This window comes from Pannonibacter anstelovis, assembly GCF_036881715.1.
In the GTDB taxonomy this organism is placed as follows: domain Bacteria; phylum Pseudomonadota; class Alphaproteobacteria; order Rhizobiales; family Stappiaceae; genus Pannonibacter; species Pannonibacter anstelovis.
This window is the reverse complement of sequence record NZ_JBAKBF010000003.1, coordinates 156,381-174,493: the sequence shown is the minus strand read 5'-3', so window position 1 is coordinate 174,493 and position 18,113 is coordinate 156,381. Positions and strand designations below refer to the sequence as shown.

Annotated in this window: 15 protein-coding genes; all 15 read right to left on the bottom strand. The window is 63.4% G+C overall.

Annotated elements, in window-relative coordinates:
* Positions 1 to 263 precede the first annotated feature (263 nt).
* The gene (gene pnp, locus V6L75_RS06095) at positions 264 to 2,390 is read right to left on the bottom strand and encodes a polyribonucleotide nucleotidyltransferase (protein WP_334250630.1); all 2,127 of its coding nucleotides are present in this window, start codon (positions 2,388 to 2,390) and stop codon (positions 264 to 266) included.
* 229 nt (positions 2,391 to 2,619) lie between these two features.
* Complete coding sequence (gene rpsO / locus V6L75_RS06090) at positions 2,620 to 2,946, bottom strand: 30S ribosomal protein S15 (RefSeq protein WP_334250629.1); 327 nt, start codon at positions 2,944 to 2,946, stop codon at positions 2,620 to 2,622.
* A gap of 161 nt (positions 2,947 to 3,107) precedes the next feature.
* The gene (gene truB / locus V6L75_RS06085; RefSeq protein WP_334250628.1) at positions 3,108 to 4,043 is read right to left on the bottom strand and encodes a tRNA pseudouridine(55) synthase TruB; all 936 of its coding nucleotides are present in this window, start codon (positions 4,041 to 4,043) and stop codon (positions 3,108 to 3,110) included.
* A 40-nt stretch (positions 4,044 to 4,083) separates the two neighbouring features.
* Positions 4,084 to 4,506 (bottom strand): 30S ribosome-binding factor RbfA, encoded by a 423-nt coding sequence (gene rbfA, locus V6L75_RS06080; protein WP_050473476.1) that lies wholly within the window; start codon positions 4,504 to 4,506, stop codon positions 4,084 to 4,086.
* Positions 4,507 to 4,659: 153 nt separating this feature from the next.
* Positions 4,660 to 7,392, bottom strand: coding sequence for a translation initiation factor IF-2 (gene infB, locus V6L75_RS06075; protein WP_334250627.1), 2,733 nt, complete (start codon positions 7,390 to 7,392; stop codon positions 4,660 to 4,662).
* Positions 7,393 to 7,400: 8 nt separating this feature from the next.
* Positions 7,401 to 8,048, bottom strand: a complete 648-nt coding sequence (locus V6L75_RS06070; protein WP_334250626.1) for an RNA-binding protein — start codon at positions 8,046 to 8,048, stop codon at positions 7,401 to 7,403.
* Positions 8,049 to 8,205: 157 nt separating this feature from the next.
* The gene (nusA, locus tag V6L75_RS06065; RefSeq protein WP_334250625.1) at positions 8,206 to 9,831 is read right to left on the bottom strand and encodes a transcription termination factor NusA; all 1,626 of its coding nucleotides are present in this window, start codon (positions 9,829 to 9,831) and stop codon (positions 8,206 to 8,208) included.
* Positions 9,832 to 9,899: 68 nt separating this feature from the next.
* Positions 9,900 to 10,571: a ribosome maturation factor RimP gene (gene rimP / locus V6L75_RS06060; RefSeq protein ID WP_334250624.1), complete on the bottom strand. Its 672-nt coding sequence runs from the start codon at positions 10,569 to 10,571 to the stop codon at positions 9,900 to 9,902.
* Positions 10,572 to 10,801: 230 nt separating this feature from the next.
* A complete protein-coding gene (gene trmB, locus V6L75_RS06055; RefSeq protein ID WP_334250623.1) occupies positions 10,802 to 11,488 on the bottom strand; it encodes a tRNA (guanosine(46)-N7)-methyltransferase TrmB in 687 nt (228 codons plus the stop codon).
* 113 nt (positions 11,489 to 11,601) lie between these two features.
* Positions 11,602 to 12,774, bottom strand: coding sequence for a methionine adenosyltransferase (metK, locus tag V6L75_RS06050; protein WP_334250622.1), 1,173 nt, complete (start codon positions 12,772 to 12,774; stop codon positions 11,602 to 11,604).
* A gap of 221 nt (positions 12,775 to 12,995) precedes the next feature.
* On the bottom strand, positions 12,996 to 13,403 hold the full coding sequence (locus V6L75_RS06045; RefSeq protein WP_019963782.1) for a helix-turn-helix domain-containing protein: 408 nt from the start codon (positions 13,401 to 13,403) through the stop codon (positions 12,996 to 12,998).
* A 205-nt stretch (positions 13,404 to 13,608) separates the two neighbouring features.
* Entirely contained in the window at positions 13,609 to 15,225 is a 1,617-nt protein-coding gene (gene lnt, locus V6L75_RS06040) for an apolipoprotein N-acyltransferase (RefSeq protein WP_334250621.1), read from the bottom strand.
* 153 nt (positions 15,226 to 15,378) lie between these two features.
* On the bottom strand, positions 15,379 to 16,494 hold the full coding sequence (locus tag V6L75_RS06035) for a transporter associated domain-containing protein (RefSeq protein ID WP_425498690.1): 1,116 nt from the start codon (positions 16,492 to 16,494) through the stop codon (positions 15,379 to 15,381).
* 41 nt (positions 16,495 to 16,535) lie between these two features.
* Positions 16,536 to 17,078 carry an rRNA maturation RNase YbeY gene (gene ybeY, locus V6L75_RS06030; RefSeq protein WP_334250620.1) on the bottom strand — a complete coding sequence of 181 codons (543 nt, stop codon included), beginning with the start codon at positions 17,076 to 17,078 and terminating at the stop codon, positions 16,536 to 16,538.
* A gap of 5 nt (positions 17,079 to 17,083) precedes the next feature.
* Positions 17,084 to 18,112, bottom strand: coding sequence for a PhoH family protein (locus V6L75_RS06025; RefSeq protein ID WP_334250619.1), 1,029 nt, complete (start codon positions 18,110 to 18,112; stop codon positions 17,084 to 17,086).
* Position 18,113 lies beyond the last annotated feature (1 nt).

Below are 18,113 nucleotides of genomic sequence, written 5' to 3'. Positions count from 1 at the left end.
GTGTGTTCCTGAATTTGTTTCCGGCCCGATATATCAGGCGGGAGGGGCGCGCGAAAGGGCTTGTGGCGGTGAAGCTGTGTGCCCGGGCCACGTGTATTCGTGCCCGGGGTGCCTTGTCTTCACACGCAGTGCTGAAGCGAGGGTGCCGCAGGCCGCAAGGGACGCAGCGGCAGAGCAGATCAAACTTGCCTGGCGCCGCTGGGCAAAAGAAAAGACCCGGGCTTGCGGCCCGGGTCCCATGTCTTTCAGGATCTGGAAGCGGATTATTCCGCTTCCTTTTCCTTCTCGATTTCCTTGCCGGTTGCCTGATCGACAACCTTCATGGACAGGCGGACCTTGCCGCGCTCGTCGAAGCCCATGAGCTTGACCCACACCTTGTCGCCTTCCTTGATCACGTCAGTGACCTTGGCGACCTTCTGCGGGGCGAGCTGGGAGATGTGGACGAGGCCGTCCTTGGCACCGAAGAAGTTCACGAAGGCGCCGAAATCGACGCACTTCACGACCGTGCCTTCGTAGATCATGCCGATTTCCGGCTCAGCGGCGATGGAGTTGATCCAGTTGATCGCAGCCTTGATCGCCTTGCCGTCGGAGGAGGCCACCTTGACGGTGCCATCGTCCTCGATGTTGATCTTGGCGCCGGTCTTTTCCACGATCTCGCGGATGACCTTGCCGCCCGAACCGATCACTTCACGAATCTTGTCGACCGGGATCTTCAGCACTTCGATGCGCGGCGCATGTTCGCCGAGTTCCGAACGGGCTTCGGTGATCGCGTTGGACATTTCGCCGAGGATGTGGATGCGGCCGTCGCGGGCCTGATCCAGAGCGACCTTCATGATCTCTTCGGTGATGCCGTCGATCTTGATGTCCATCTGCAGCGAGGTGACGCCGTTGGATGTACCGGCCACCTTGAAGTCCATGTCGCCGAGATGGTCTTCATCGCCGAGAATGTCGGACAGAACGGCGAACTTGTCGCCTTCCTTGATGAGACCCATGGCGATACCAGCCACCGGAGCCTTCAGCGGCACGCCTGCATCCATCAGCGCCAGCGAGGTGCCGCAGACGGTTGCCATCGAGGACGAGCCGTTGGACTCGGTGATCTCGGAGACGACACGCAGGGTGTAGGGGAACTCGTGGTGGTTCGGCAGCATCGGGTGGATCGCGCGCCAAGCGAGCTTGCCATGGCCGATTTCACGGCGGCCCGGCGAGCCCATGCGGCCCGTCTCGCCCACGGAATAGGGCGGGAAGTTGTAGTGCAGCATGAAGTGCTGCTTGTAGGTGCCTTCCAGCGCGTCGACGAACTGCTCGTCTTCGCCGGTGCCGAGGGTGGCAACGACCATGGCCTGGGTTTCACCACGGGTGAACAGGGCCGAGCCGTGTGCACGGGACAGAATTCCGACTTCCGAAACGATCGGGCGGACGGTCTTCAGGTCGCGGCCGTCGATGCGGTGGCCGGTCTCGATGATGGCGCCGCGAACGATCTCGGCTTCCAGCTTCTTGAACAGCTCGCCGACAACGGTGCCAGCCGGAGCTGCGTCGCCGCCGTTGGTGATGACGGCTTCCACGACCTTGGCCTTGGCCGCATCAACGGCGTTCTTGCGCTCGGTCTTGGAGGTGATCTTGTAGGCAGCGGTCAGATCGGCGGCAGCGATGTCCTTGATCTTGCCATAGAGCCCGGAATGATCCGGCAGGTTGAGAGCGCGGGGCTCCTTGGCTGCGGTCTCGGCCAGCTTGATGATGGCGTCGATCACGGTCTGGAAACCGCGGTGACCGAACATCACGGCGCCGAGCATGACGTCTTCGTTCAGTTCCTTGGCTTCCGATTCCACCATCAGAACGGCGTCATTGGTACCGGCGACAACGAGGTCGAGCAGCGAATCGGCCATGGTGTCCACGGCCGGGTTCAGCACGTATTCGCCATTGATGTAGCCGACGCGGGCGCCGCCGATCGGGCCCATGAACGGAACACCCGACAGGGTCAGGGCAGCCGAGGCTGCGACCATGGCGAGGATGTCCGGAGCGTTTTCCATGTCATGCGACAGGACGGTCACGATCACCTGGGTGTCGTTCTTGTAGCCGTCAGCAAACAGGGGGCGGATCGGGCGGTCAATCAGGCGCGAGGTCAGGGTCTCGTGCTCGGACGGACGGCCTTCACGCTTGAAGTAGCCACCCGGGATCTTGCCGGCCGCGAAGGCCTTTTCCTGGTAGTTGACGGTGAGCGGGAAGAAGTCCTGGCCGGGCTTCGGCTCCTTGGCGGACACGACGGTGGCCAGAACCTTGGTCTCGCCATAGGTGGCCATCACGGCGCCGTCAGCCTGACGGGCGACCTTGCCGGTTTCGAGGACCAGCGGGCGGCCTGCCCAGTCGACTTCAACACGATGAATATTGAACATGTACTGTCCTTACATATGCGTCCGCAGCCCCTTGGCATGCGGGCGGTTTCCGGCTGGCCCCGGATGGGCCGGTTACCGGGGACAAGTCATGGGCAAGACGGCAAGACGCTTCCCGTGCCACCTTGGCACTGCCGGGAGAGCATCCGGCGATCCTGCCCCATGACTGTCATGAGACTTCCTATAAGCAAACGCGGCGGGCAAATCCACCCACCGCGTTTCCTTCTTGTCCTTAGCGACGGATCCCGAGGCGGGCGATCAGCGCCTTGTAGCGCGCTTCGTCCTTGCGGTTCAGGTAGTCGAGCAGGGTACGGCGCAGGGCCACCAGCTTCAGCAGGCCACGGCGGGAATGGTTGTCCTTGACGTGCCCCTTGAAGTGTTCGGTCAGGTTCGTGATCCGTTCGGTCAGAACGGCAACCTGCACTTCCGGAGAACCGGTGTCGCCTTCCTTGGTGGCGTATTCCTTGATGAGCTGCGCCTTGCGCTCTGCAGTGATCGACATCGGTATGTCCTTTCTTGGGATGAAGCTGACCGGGTCAGCTGTATCTTGGCGGCTCATGCCGCCGTGTGCCGCTCCTGCCGTTCAGCCAGGGCCGGGATGTCGTCCAGCAAAGGTCGGGCAGAAGGGACCGGTGCCATCATTGGCCCGATTGCGCGGGAATATGACGGAGACGGCCTGCAAATTCCAGAAGAATCTTGAAAGGCCGCGCCCCGCCGTTCCTAAAGGTGAAGAATGCGCGAAGGCTGGAACCGGCCCTTGTCGATGAAGCCGAGGGCCACCGGCGTGCCGCCGTGGCTGGCAAACGCCAGATCGCAGGAAAGCGGCGCATTGCGCCCGCGCAGCAGCACGGCCATGCCCTGGCGGATGCGGGCTGCATCATCGCTGCTGACCGGCACTTCCGGCAGGTCTTCCAGCGCCTCGCGCACGGGCAGCAGGAAGTCCATCAGGGCCTCTACATTGCCTTCGGCCTGTTCGGCAGCTTCGCTCAGCTCGTCCAGTGTCACCATGTCCGCTTCGCCAAAGGGCCCGACCAGCAGCCGGCGCAGCTCGGTCACATGGCCGCAGGTGCCAAGACGGCGGCCAAGATCGCGCGCCAGCGCCCGGACATAGGTCCCCTTGCCGCATTCGGCCTCGAAGACGGCGCGGTTTTCATCGGGCATGTCCGCCAGCGTAAGCCGGTGCACGTCGATGGGCCGGGCTTCCAGCTCCACGTCCTCGCCGTCGCGGGCAAGGTCATAGGCGCGTTCGCCGTCCACCTTGATGGCCGAGAATTTCGGCGGCACCTGAAGGATGGTGCCGGTAAACTCCGGCAGCACGGCACCAATGGCGGCAGCATCCGGACGCACATCCGAGGTGGCGATGACTTCGCCTTCGGTGTCATCGGTGTTGGTCTCCACGCCCCAGGTGACTTCGAAACGGTAGATCTTGCGCCCGTTCATCACCATGGGCACGGTCTTGGTCGCCTCGCCAAAGGCAATCGGAAGGCAGCCGGAGGCACGCGGGTCCAGCGTGCCGGCATGGCCTACCTTCTCCGGATGCAGGATGCGCTTCAGGCGCGACAGGGCGTCATTGGAGGTCAGGCCATAGGGCTTGTCGAGCACCAGCCAGCCGTCAATGGCGTTGCGCGGGCGGCGCTGCTTCTGCGGACGGGACATGTTTGTTTCCTGAAATTCCTGATGGACCCAAGGGCGCGGTTCAATCCTCGTGCTCTTCACCGTCATCGCCGTCGGCGATGTCGCGCTTCACATCGGGTGTATGCAGCAGCGCGCCGATGCGGTCGTCGTCGTCAAAGCGGGTGTCGAGGATGAAGCGCAGGTCCGGCATGAATTTCATGGTCATGCGGCGGGACACCTGGCCGCGGAAATATTTGGCACTGCGGTTCAGCGCCTTCACCACCTTGTCGCCGTTCTGGCCGCCCAGCGGCATGATCAGGCAGGTGGCCAGACGCAGATCGGGCGTCATCCGCACTTCCGGGATGGTGATGATCACTCCGTCCAGGTCCGGGTCGGACAGCTGGCCGCGGGTAAGGATTTCCGACAGTTCCTTGCGCACGATTTCGCCGACGCGAAGCTGGCGCTGCGAGGGCATGCCGGCGCCCTCTCCTGATGTTCTGGCCATTGGGTCATCCACTCAAACAGGCCCACCGGGGACGGCCGGTGCCCTGCGAAAACAAACCGCCGGCGCAAAGGAAGCTCCTCGCGCCGGCGTGCAATCCTGCCAGCATTTCATCTGGCTCGATGCCCGGCGGATGCCGCCGGGCGGGCGCTTGCCTTACAGCGTGCGGGCGATCTGCTCGACGCGGAAGCATTCGATGACATCGCCAACGCGCATGTCCTGGAAGTTGACGAAGTTCATGCCGCATTCCTGACCGGATTCGACAGACTTGACGTCATCCTTGAAGCGCTTGAGCGTGCCCAGCTTGCCTTCGTGCACCACGACGTTGTCGCGGATGAGGCGGACTTCGGCGCCGCGCTCGACGATACCTTCCGTGACAAGGCAGCCTGCGACCTTGCCCACCTTGGTGATGTCGAAGATCTCGCGGATCTCGGCATAACCGATGAAGGTTTCGCGCCGCTCGGGAGCCAGCATGCCGGACATCGCCGCCTTCACGTCATCCACGAGGTCGTAGATGATGTTGTAGTAGCGGATCTCGATGCCTTCACGCTCGGCCGCTTCACGGGCCTGCTTGTTGGCGCGCACGTTGAACGCGATGATCGAGGCATTCGACGCCGTTGCCAGCGTGACGTCGCTCTCGGTGATGCCGCCAACGCCGGACAGGAGGATGCGGGCGCCGACTTCGTCGTTGCCAAGCTTCTCCAGCGCATGGGCGATGGCTTCCGCCGAGCCCTGCACGTCCGCCTTGACCACCAGCGGGAAGTCCTTGCGGCCGCCGCTCTGCAGACGGCTCATCATCTGCTCCAGCGAGCCGCGCGAACCGGCCTTCAGCACAGACAGCTTCTCGCGCTTCTGACGCTGACGGTAGTCCACGATCTCGCGGGCGCGGGCTTCGTTCTCGACCACGGCGACCTGGTCACCGGCGTCCGGCGTGCCCTGGAAGCCGAGGATTTCGACCGGCTTGGAGGGACCTGCCTCCTTCACCTGGTTGCCGTCCTCGTCCAGCATGGCGCGGACCTTGCCCCACTCGCCGCCGGCGACAAGAATGTCGCCAACGCGCAGGGTGCCCTTCTGCACCAGAACGGTTGCCACCGGTCCACGGCCCTTGTCGAGCTGGGCTTCGATGACGAGACCTTCTGCAGTGCGGTCCGGATTGGCGCGCAGCTCCAGAACTTCCGACTGCAGCAGGATCATTTCCAGCAGGCGGTCGAGGTTCAGGCCGGTCTTGGCCGAAACTTCCACGTCGATGGTGTCACCGCCCATGGATTCCACGACGATCTCGTCATGGAGCAGTTCGGTGCGCACGCGGTTCGGGTCAGCGGCCGGCTTGTCGATCTTGTTGATGGCAACGATGATCGGCACACCGGCAGCCTTGGCATGCGAAATCGCTTCCTTGGTCTGCGGCATGACGCCGTCATCGGCCGCCACCACCAGCACCACGATATCGGTTGCCTTGGCGCCGCGGGCACGCATCTGCGTAAAGGCCGCGTGGCCCGGCGTATCGATGAAGGTGATCTTCTGACCATTCTTCTCGACCTGATAGGCGCCGATGTGCTGGGTGATGCCACCTGCTTCGCCCGTCACCACCTTGGAATTGCGGATCGCATCCAGCAGCGAGGTCTTGCCGTGGTCAACGTGACCCATGATCGTGACGACCGGCGGACGCGAGATCAGGGTGCCTTCCTCGTCGGCTGCGGAGAACAGGCCGTCCTCCACGTCCGCTTCAGAAACGCGCTTGACCGTGTGGCCCAGTTCGGAAGCGATCAGTTCGGCTGTGTCTGCGTCGATCACGTCGTTGATCTTCAGCATCTGGCCCTGCTTCATCAGCAGCTTGATCACGTCCACGGAACGCTCGGCCATACGGTTGGCGAGTTCCTGGATGGTGATGACTTCCGGCAGGATGACTTCACGCGAGATCTTCTCGCGCACAGCCTGCATGCCGCCGCGCTTTTCCTTTTCACGGCGGCGGCGCAAGGAGGCAAGCGAGCGCGAACGCTGCTCGTCCGACCCGCCGGTCGCGGCAGAAATAGTCAGCTTGGAACGGCGGCGGTCATCGCCGGTGCTGCGCTTGGCAACCGGAGCTGCCGGAGCCTTCGGGCGCTTGACGGTCCGCAGGCCGTTCTTGCGCTCTTCCTCGGCTTCTTCCTCGGCAGTGCGGCCGGCGGCCGGGCGCGGACGCTCGGGGGCAGCCGTTGCTTCGGGCTTGCGCGCGGCAGGAGCTTCAGCACGGGCGGCCGGAGCGGGCGCTGCAGCCACCGGCTTCACCGGCTCGGGCTGAACTTCCGGCTCGGCAGCGCGGCGCTCGGCCTCTTCGGCTTCGCGGCGTGCACGCTCTTCTTCCTCGGCCTTGCGGCGGGCTTCTTCCTCAACGCGGCGGATCGCCTCTTCCTCGGCCCGGCGGATGGCTTCCTCTTCGGCGCGCTTGCGCTCCTCGATCTCGCGCTGCTGCGCAAGCTTGAGGGCGGCGGCACGGGCGGCTGCCTCTTCCTGGGTCAGGGAGCGGAGCACGGCACCGCCACCGGGGCGCTGCTGCTGGCCGCGGTTCTGCTGCTGCGGCCCGCGGCGCTGCTGCTGATTGCGGTCACCGCCCTGGTTCTGCGGCTGCTGCTGGCGCTGAGGCGCGGGCGACTGGGCCTGTGCAGGGGCAGGAGCTGCCTCACGCGGACGCTCGGCCGGCGCAGATGCTGCTGCCGGGGCCTCGCCCTCGGGGCGCCCTTCCTGGCCGGGAACCACCACCCGGCGTTTCTTCTTTTCCACGACGACAGCCTTCGACCGGCCATGGGAGAAGCTCTGGCGAACAGTTCCCTGTTCGACGCCGCCCCGCTTGAGGCCGAGGGTCTTCCGCTCGACGTTGATCGTCTTGTCGCCTGGATTCTTCGTATCGTTCATATTTGCCTTCAGTCCTGCGCTACCGCACTGTCCGCGCCACAGCGTTCATACGTGACGGAACCTGCCCGGAAAGCTTCCAGTTGACGCACACGTTCAAGGAAGCCTTCGCTCGCCCGGCCAGCGAGCAGTGCAGCATGTATCACATTAGTGCGACCCAATGCCAAATCCAATTGAGTCGAATCGAACAAACGGACGACCGGACGGCCGCTTGCCAGCTCTGTCTGGCTCGCAGCGGCTGCCGCGAGCTTTCGAATCCCGTCCCCGGATGCATCCGAGGCATGAATGAGGGCGACCACCGGATCGCGCCGCAATGCGGCCTCGACCTTGGAAAACCCGGTCACCAGTTCCCCGGCCTTGCGGCACAGGGACAGTGCGGACAGCGCGCCCTTGACGAGCAGCGTATCGATAAGATCCGCCAGTCCGGGCTCCGCCTTCACCTCTGCCTTGAAGGCCTTGGCGAAGACACGCTTTTTAACGGCCGCCTCGACGGCCTCACGCTTTGCCGTGACCCAGACCCCGCGCCCTGGCAGCTGGCGCTTGAGGTCCGGCACGACCTGACCTTCCGGGTCCAGAACGAAGCGCATCAGCTCCGAAACCGGCAAGACCGCCCGCGAGAGCGCACATTGCCGTTCCAGCGGCTCGTTCTTCCTCGGCACCCGGTGGGCCTCCATTCCTTCCGCCCGCCTGCGCCTCACACAAGGCCGCAGGCAGGTTCTGGTTCCCGTTCATCCCGCAAGGCGTGCAACCGGACCATTGTCCCTGCTTGTCCTGCGGATGTGCTTCCCGGCGAAACCGCCCCGGAAGCCCTTCTCGTCAGGCGGTCTCGCCGGCGTCTTCTTCTTCGCCGTCTTCCGCCTCTTCCTCAAGGCCGCCCATATGGGCTGCAAGCTCTTCCTCGGTGATCCAGCCTGCCGCAAGGCGGGCTGCCATGACCATGCCCTCGGCATCGGTGCGCGACACTGCGAAGGACGACAGGGCGCCGTCGAAACGCTTGGTCTCGCCATCCTTGCGCTCGGTCCAGCCCACGAGGTCATCGGCGGCGCAACCCGCCAGATCCTCGATCGTCTTGATGCCGTCCTTGCCAAGGGCAACCAGCATTGCGGTGGTCAGGCCATCGATCTGGCGCAGCTCGTCGGCAACACCCAGAGCGCGGCGCTCCTCGTCCTGCTTGGCTTCCAGCTCGGCGAGGTAATCACGGGCGCGGGCCTGGATTTCCTCGGCGGTGTCATCATCGAAGCCTTCGATCATCGAGATTTCCTCGAGATCGACATAGGCCACTTCCTCAACCGACGTGAAACCTTCGGTCGCCAGCAGCTGGCCAACCATCTCGTCCACGTTGAGGCATTCCATGAACAGGGTGGAGCGCTCCTGGAATTCCTTCTGGCGCCGCTCGCTTTCCTCCTGCTCGGTCATGATGTCGATGGCCCAGCCGGTCAGCTGCGAAGCCAGGCGCACGTTCTGGCCGCGGCGGCCAATGGCCAGCGACAGCTGCTCGTCCGGCACCACGACCTCGATGCGCTCGGCATCCTCGTCCACCACGACCTTGGCGACTTCCGCCGGCTGCAGGGCGTTGACGATGAAGGTCGCCTCATCCGGGTTCCACGGAATGATGTCGATCTTCTCGCCCTGAAGCTCGCCCACGACAGCCTGAACACGCGAACCACGCATACCGACGCAGGCGCCGACCGGGTCGATGGAGCTGTCCTTGGAAATGACGGCGATCTTGGCACGCGAACCCGGGTCACGGGCCACAGCCTTGATCTCGATAACGCCATCATAGATCTCCGGGACCTCCTGCGCAAAGAGTTTCGCCATGAATTGCGGATGAGTGCGCGACAGGAAGATCTGCGGGCCGCGCTGTTCGCGGCGCACGTCGTAGATATAGGCGCGGATGCGGTCACCGGTGCGGAACAGCTCGCGCGGGATCAGCTCGTCACGGCGGACGATGCCTTCACCGCGGCCAAGGTCGACGATGACGTTGCCGTATTCGGCACGCTTGACCGTGCCGTTGACCACTTCGCCGATACGGTCCTTGAATTCGTCGAACTGACGGTCACGCTCGGCCTCGCGCACCTTCTGCACGATCACCTGCTTGGCAGACTGGGCGGCAATACGGCCGAAATCGAGCGGCGGCAGCGGCTCGGCGATATAGTCGCCGATGGTGGCTTCCGGGTTGCGCTGCTTGGCATCCTCGAGCGCGATCTCGGTGGAGAAATTCTCCACGGTCTCGACCACCTGGAGCAGGCGCTGCAGACGGATCTCACCGGTCTTCGGATTGATCTCTGCGCGCACTTCCGTCTCGGTGCCATAACGGGAACGGGCCGCCTTCTGGATGGCGTCCTCCATGGCAGCGATCACGATACCCCGGTCGATCGTCTTTTCCCGGGCAACCGCATCGGCGATCTGGAGCAGTTCCAGCCGGTTCGCGCTGATAGCCATTCTCGTTCACTCCTCTTGCGCGCCTGTTCTCCGCGCGCTTGTCTCAAAGCGTTGAAAAGGGGCAGGCCTCAGTTGGCCCGGTCTCCGGAGGAGCCGGAGCCGTCCCCGTCATCATCTTCGTCGTCGTCGTTGTCGTGCTCGTATTCGAATTCCGTGTCCTCGTCATCAAGGTCATCGGCATCGATGCCACGGGCGGCAAGGGCAGCTTTCTCGGCCTTGAGTGCGGCGCGGATCAGATCGTCGGTCAGCACCAGCCGGGCTTCGCCAATCTCGGCCAGCGGCAGCAGAACCGGGTTCGGGGTGCCTTCCGGCGCGTCGGAAAGACGCAGCACGGCAGCTCCACCGTCGACGCCGGTGATGACGCCGCGGAAACGCTTGCGGCCATCCTGCGGCACGGACATCTCAACCTTCGCCTCATGGCCGGACCAGCGGACGAAATCGCTTTCGCGCACCAGCGGGCGGTCGATGCCTGGCGAGGAGACTTCCAGATGATAGGCGCGGTTGATCGGATCGTCCACGTCAAGCGCCGGTGAAACAGCGCGGCTGATCTCCTCGCAGTCATCCACGGTCATGGTGCCGTCCGGCCGTTCGGCCATGATCTGCAGGGTGCAGCCGTTTGCCGCGCTGATCTTCACGCGCACCAGCCGGTAGCCAAGGTCGGTGATCACCGGCTCGACAATGGCCGCAACGCGGGCATCGAGGCCGTCTTCGATGACGATACGGGGCTCTTGCAAACTCAATGCATGTCTCCTGTCCGGGGGCGGTCCGGCGCCGGAATCTTCCGGCTGTCCATTCCGCCAGCATCACGACCGGCCTAAACAAAAAAGAGCGGGTCCTTCGCGGGGCCCACTCTCATACTGCTCCGATCGAGCCGCTAGAGAAGATGAATGATGCCTTTATACGCAAGTCTGCCGGAAAAGCAAGGGCAAAGCCCTGTTGCCGCCTTCCGGCAGATCGTTCTTCTCCAGCGTCAGCGCCGCAGGAAGGTGAGATAGCGCGGCACGCGGCCTTCCCTGAGGGCCTTGGCCTCATAGCGGGTGCCCGGCCAGCCGGCCCAGGGCCGGCGCCAGTCATCTGCCGTTTCCGCCGTCCAGTCAAAGGCTTCGTGGTCGCGGATGTGGCGCAGGGTCCAGTCCACATAGGTGTCGATGTCGCTTGCAAAGCGGAACTGCGATCCCGGGCGCAGGGCGCGGGCGTAGCGGTCCAGGTTCTTCGGGCTGATGAACCGGCGTTTCCAGTGGCGCTTCTTGTGCCAGGGGTCCGGATAGAGCTGGTAGGCAAGGGACAGGCTTGCCTCCGGCAGCCAGTCGAGGATCTGCACAGCGTCATCGTCATAGAGGCGGACATTCTTCAGTCCGCCATCCACCACCTCGACCAGTGCCTTGCCCATGGAGGTGCTGAAAGGCTCGATGCCGATGATGCCAACGTCCGGATTCTCGCGGGCCCGGTGCAGCAGATGCTCGCCGCCGCCGAAGCCCACTTCCAGCCAGACTTCGCGCACGGGCGCCTCGAACAGGCTGGCAAGGTCGGCAGGCGCCGGAATGGACGGGTCCAGCCGCAGGCGCGGCATGTCCGTTTCCATCAGCGTGCTCTGGCGCGGTGTCAGCGGCTTGCCCTTGCGCCGTCCATAGAAGGAACCGTCGTAGAAATCAGTCATGTGTCCATGCGGTCAAACGGATGGCTGGGGCGCCTCACAAAGCCTGCCCCCGGATAGGAAACGCCGGCCGCCATCGGGCAGCCGGCGCTCCGGTTCACGACGAAAGGGCTGCCTCAGCCGGCAAAGCCCTTCAGTGCGCCAACCAGATCGGTCGCTTCCCAGGAGAAGCCGCCATCTGCTTCCGGCGCACGGCCGAAGTGGCCGTAAGCGGCGGTGCGCTCATAGATCGGAGCGTTGAGCTTGAGGTGCTGGCGGATGCCGCGCGGGGTCAGGCTCATGATGTCGCGCAGGCCCTTCTCGAGCTTGGCTTCATCGCAGCGGCCGGTGCCATGCAGGTCAACATAGACCGAAAGCGGCTCGGACACGCCGATGGCGTAGGACAGCTGGATCGTGCAGCGGTCGGCGAGGTCGGCGGCCACCACGTTCTTGGCAAGGTAGCGCGCGGCGTAGGCGGCCGAACGGTCCACCTTGGTCGGGTCCTTGCCGGAGAATGCGCCGCCGCCATGCGGGGCTGCGCCGCCGTAGGTGTCCACGATGATCTTGCGGCCCGTCAGGCCGCAGTCGCCGTCCGGACCGCCAATGACGAAGGCGCCGGTCGGGTTGACGTGCCAGGCGGTCTGCTCGTCGATCCAGCCATCCGGCAGAGCGCCGCGGATGTAGGGCTCGACAATGTTCCGCACATCGCGGGAGGTGAGGGTGGCGTCAAGGTGCTGGGTGGACAGCACGATGGAGCTGACGCCAACCGGAACGCCGCCCTTGTAGCGGACGGTCACCTGGCTCTTGGCATCGGGGCCGAGCACCGGCTCGCGGCCCGACTTGCGGGCCTCGGCGAGCAGGCGGAGAATCTTGTGCGAATAGTAGATCGGCGCGGGCATCAGCTCCGGCGTCTCGCGGCAGGCATAGCCGAACATGATGCCCTGGTCGCCTGCGCCTTCGTCCTTGTTGTCGCCGGCGTCAACGCCCTGGGCGATATGGGCGGACTGGGCGTGCAGGTGCACGGCAATGTCGCAGTTTTCCCAGTGGAAGCCTTCCTGGGCATAGCCGATGTCCTTGACGGCCAGACGTGCCAGGTGGGCGACGTAATCCTTGGTAATGGTCGCAGGACCACGGGTTTCACCGGCAATCACGATGCGGTTCGTGGTTGCAAGGGTCTCGCAGGCAACGCGTGCCTCGGGCATTTCACGCAGGTAAGCGTCAACGACGGCATCGGAAATGCGGTCGCACACCTTGTCGGGATGTCCTTCCGAGACGGACTCGGAGGTGAAGAGATAGTCCTGACGGGCCATAGCCGAACGTCCTTCTGGGAAAATATGAACATGGCGGCGGAATATCTCCGCCGCCAAGCCAAGTGATGAAGCAGATTGACCGGCGAGCGTCAAGTTCCCTCGCCGTTGAAGATCATCCGGCGCTGCATCCCGGAGAGTCCGAAGCTCCGGGATATAATCAAACCCTTATGCCGTCTCAGCAATTCCGGGAAGTGATGTGACAGCGTCTTCAAGGCCTTGTGTCAGGCCTCGTCGCCCGCAAGTGCACGGACCAGATCAACGATCTTGCGGCGCACCTTGGGGTCCTCGATCCGCACGAAGGCCTTGTTCAGGGACAGGCCTTCGGAGGAGGAGAGGAAGTCGACCACGTAGGAGGTCGGCTGCGACTCGCCAAAGCCTTCGAAGTCATCCGGCGAACCGGGGGCATCCTCGAAGAAGAAGGCGACCGGCACCTTGAGCACGGTCGAGATGTGCTGCAGGCGCGAGGCACCGATGCGGTTGGTGCCTTTCTCGTATTTCTGGATCTGCTGGAACGTGATGCCGAGGCTCTCACCGAGCTTCTCCTGGCTCATGCCAAGCATCATACGGCGCAGACGGACGCGGCTGCCGACATGCACGTCGATCGGGTTAGGTGCTTTCTTGCTGGGCATTGCCCTCATCTTTCCGTTCAGCGTGGCCTCCGGCCAGAAGGCGCACGCGGGTTTTCAAGAACACGAAACACACGTTGAGCTGCCATCCTGGCGCTTCGGGTGCGGACCGGACCACCCACTGCCGGTCCTCTGTTTCGCGGTTTCCACTGCTCCTCCGGAAGCTGCGGTTGTACTACACTATGCTCGCGGACTCTCCCATTCAATATCAATTATGACGCGAAGGCAGGTTGAGGCTCATTAAAGTAAAAAATGTAGTAAAAATGATCAGGAGTATGGCCAGTCCCGCATCGCCGTACCGCGCATAAAGCGTCGCCGGCAAGGGTGCCGCAAGGTGTGCGTCAATCACGCCGGCCCGGTTGAGTGCTAGGGAGCCGATTACCCGGCCGTACGGATCGATTACAGCTGATATACCTGTATTGGCAGATCTGACAAGGGGTAATCCTTGTTCTATTGCCCGGAACCGTGCTTGAGCCAGGTGCTGGTGTGGCCCCGCCGTATCTCCGAACCAGGCGTCATTTGTGACATTAAGCAGCCAATCCGGGCGGCTTCCGGCCTCTGATGCCATTTGCGGAAAGATTGCCTCATAGCAGATCAGCGGCAGGAACGGCGGCAATCCCGCCGTCTGCAAGACGTGCGGCGCATAACCAGCCGTGAAGGCGCCGGGAGCGTTCACCAGCTTGCGGATGCCCAGCCGCTCGAGCAGGCTGGACAGGGGCAGGTACTCACCGAAGGGGACGAGGCGCACCTTGTCATAGGCATCAAGAATCTCGCTGCCGTCTCCAATGACGTAGATGCTGTTGTAATATTTCGTTTCTTCAGGCCCTCTTTCGGCGCGGATTGCGCCTGTAACAAGTGTCTGGTCTGGCTCTAAAAGAGAATCGATCTCTGACAGTGCCTCGGGAGAACTTGTCAGAAGAAAAGGAAAGGCCGATTCTGGCCAGATAAAGACTTTGCGTGTATTGCCTTCAGAATTATCGATTTTAGCGGACGCACTCAACCCAAGATAGCTTCTGAAAATTGAAACTTTATTCTCAGGGAGCCATTTCTCTTTTTGCGCGATGTTCGGTTGTATAACGCGGATATCTACCAGAGGCTCTGCAAGCTCCGCCGGTTTAGCAAGCCTTGCGGTGCCCCAGCCCCACAGAGCGGCGAGTACCGCAAGGCTAAAAGCCAGTGGCAGCCAGTTGCGCCGTCCGGAATCTGCCAGGGCCGCAGGTGCGGTTGCGCCGGCGATGAGAAGAGCGCTTAGCCCGTAGATGCCGATGAGGCTGGCACTCTGGGACAGGGCAAGGCTGCCGGACACACTGTAGCCGAAGCTGTTCCAGGGAAAGCCGGTCAGAATATGGCCACGCAGCCAGTCCGAGATGGCCAGAAGCCCGGCAAGCAGCAGCAAGCGGCCGGCATGCTCGGGCCAGAAGCGGGTGGCCAGAGCAACGGCGGCTGCGTGAAACAGGGCCAGCCCCGCCGGAAGGCCCGCCATGGCAAAGGGCAGCATCCAGGCATATTGTTCGGCTTCCACCAGGAAGGCGCTGCCGATCCACCAAAGGCCTGCGAGGAAATAGCCAAAGCCGAAGCACCAGCCAATGGCAAAGCCGGCGCGCATACGCCGTCCGGGCGGAATGCTCCCCTTTGCGCCCGCCGCACCGTCGATCAGCCACACGAGAGCTGGCAGTGTGACAAAGAGTACCGGGAGAATGTTAAAGGGCGGCAGCGCCAGCACCGAAGCTGCGCCTATGGCAAAGGCCAGAAGCCACCGTCTCTTGCCGTGCGCCAGAAGGAAGGGGCTGGCGGCGCGCCGTATCAAGTCTGGCAGGAAGGGCATTCTCAATTTTCTCCGCCGCTTACGGCCCGCAGCATGTGGGGCGCGTCAGAGCGCAGGTCAAGTCTTCCGGACCTGCGCTCTCATCAGGGCAGGCCCACGCGGCGCCCGGGCAACGCCAAGGCATGATGGGCCGGTAGTTCAAAGCCCTGGCACTTACGTAGCCGGAGGCTCCGTCCCTGCTGTCTTTTCGTCGCGCTTCGTCCGGCGCCGCTGGTCGCCCGTGCGGCCTTCCACCCGGCGCTTGCGCACTCTCAGGCGCTTGATCCGGCGCGGGTCCGCATCGAGGACTTCGAATTCGTAGCCGGTGACCTCCTTGGGGGCGATCAGCTCGCCGCGCACCGGCACCCGGCCAAGCAGGGTGAACAGCAGGCCGCCCAGCGTGTCCACTTCCTCGGCCATTTCACCGGCGTTGAAATCGGTGCCCAGCTGTTCAGACAGCTCTTCCAGCGGAATGCGGGGATCAGCAATCCAGACACCGTCGCCGGACGGCTGAAGCATTGCCTCTTCGTCCTCGTCGTGTTCGTCTTCGATATCGCCGACGACCGTCTCGACGATATCTTCCAGCGAGACAAGACCGTCCGTGCCGCCGTATTCATCGATGACGAGCGCCATCTGCACACGGCTTGCCTGCATCTTGGCCATCAGGTCAGTTGCAGGCATGGAAGGAGGCACAAACAGAAGCGGGCGCAGCAGGCCGGTTTCGGCGAGCGTCAGCGTCAGATCGATCAAGGTCAGATCAAGAGCGGAATTCTTGGCAGATACGTCGGTGTCTTGTGCGGCCCCCGCCTCTGATGGCGTTGCAAGACGGGCGATGAAGGCCATCAGGTCCTTGATGTGAACCATACCGCGCGGGTCATCAAGGCTCTCGTGATAGACCGGCATGCGGGAGTGGCCGTTTTCGCGGAACACTTCCATGAGGCGGCCCAGTGTCACGCTGTCGTCGACGGCCTCGATGTCTGCGCGGGGGACCATCACGTCATCTACACGCAGCTCGCGCAGGCGAAGAATGTTGCCGAGCAGCAGCCGCTCTTCCGGCGAAAAGGCCGTATCCCCGCCCTCAACCAGATCGCGGGCCAGTTCATCCTGGAGATTTTCCCGCAAGCTTGACGCGCTGCTGCGCCGCAGCCGTGCAAGGCGCCCGGCAATCCGGGCCAGAGGCCCCGGTTTTCGGGGCCCGGATAGTCGTGGGTCGGCGCCGTCTTCCTGAACCGGCACGGAAGCCGGACTGGCTGCAGGCGTTGCGATACTGCCACTGTCAGAAACTGTCATCTGTCCATTCGTTCGTTGTCCCTGCTGTCACCCTTGCGGGGTCAGGGCTCCTGCGGGCCGTCCGCCACAAGCGGCGCATCCGCATAGGGGTCGGCAATGCCCAGGCTGGCAAGGATCCGCCGCTCAAGATCTTCCATCTCTTCGGCTTCAGCCTCCATCTGGTGATCATACCCGAAAAGATGAAGGAGTCCGTGCACAACTAGATGCAAAAAATGATCCTGAAACGAAATAGCCTGTTCTTCAGCCTCTCTCGAGACTGTTTCCAGCGCGAATACGATATCACCAAGCAGAGGGCCGTAAAGCCCGTTCATCTCTTCCCCGCCAGGGAAAGAGAGAACATTCGTGGCCTTGTCCTTGTTGCGCCACTCGGCGTTGAGCTCGCGGATACGCGCATCATCGACGAAAAGGAGCGACAACTCGGAGCCGGGCATGGCCTTGAGCCCGCCAACGCGGAAAGTGGCTTCCGCAGCGCGCAGGCTCAGGGCCTCCAGTTCGTCTTCTTCCGGCCAGCCGTCACATTCGATGCTGAGGTCCAGCAGAAAATCTTCCGGCAGGGCGCTGGCGGACGAAGGGGCAGGGGCCACGGGGCTTACTCCTGCTGCTGCGCGGCGGCAGCGCGCAGGGCATGCCGGCGCTCACGCTCCTGCAGCTCTTCGCGGCTGGCGTCGTCATAGGCGCGCACGATGCGGGCCACCAGCTCGTGGCGTACCACGTCCACATCGGTGAACTGCACGTGGGCCACGCCTTCGATCTCCGGCAGCAGTTCCAGCGCCTCGCGCAGGCCCGACTTTTGCCCCATGGGCAAGTCGATCTGGCTGGGGTCACCGGTGACAATCATCTTGGAGTTCTCGCCCAGACGGGTGAGGAACATCTTCATCTGCATCGTCGTGGTGTTCTGCGCTTCATCCAGCAGAACCACGGCGTTCGAGAGCGTGCGGCCGCGCATGAAGGCGAGCGGCGCCACTTCGATCATGCCGGATTGAAGGCCGCGATCGACCTTTTCCGGCGGCATCATCTCGTAGAGTGCGTCATAGAGCGGGCGCAGATAGGGATCGACCTTTTCCTTCATGTCGCCCGGCAGAAAACCGAGGCGCTCGCCCGCTTCCACAGCCGGGCGGGAGAGGATCAGCCGCGAGGCATCACCGCGCTCGATCAGGGCAGCGGCATAGGCCACCGCAAGAAAGGTCTTGCCCGTACCGGCGGGGCCGGTGCCGAAAATGAGGTCAGCCCGGTCCATCGAGCGGATATAGGCGTCCTGTGCGGCCGTGCGGGCAACAACGGTCTTCTTGCGGGTGGAGATCTGGGCGAAGGAGAGCCGAGAGCGGGGCTCCAGCGTCGGCAGGGGCAGCTGCGCGTCGGCGGCAACCGCCATGCGCAGCGCACCTTCCACGTCGGCCGGATGGATTTCGTGGCCTTGCTGCAGGCGCTGATAAAGTGATTCGAGTGCGTGGCGCGCCTGCTCGCACTGGCGGTGCTTGCCCTTCAGTGTCACCTGATTGCCGCGGGCGATGGCATCGACGCCAAGGCGCTGTTCGATCAGGGCCAGGTTCTGGTCAAACTGGCCGAAAAGATCACCAATCAGCCTGTTGTCTTCGAACGCAAGGACAATATGGGTCATG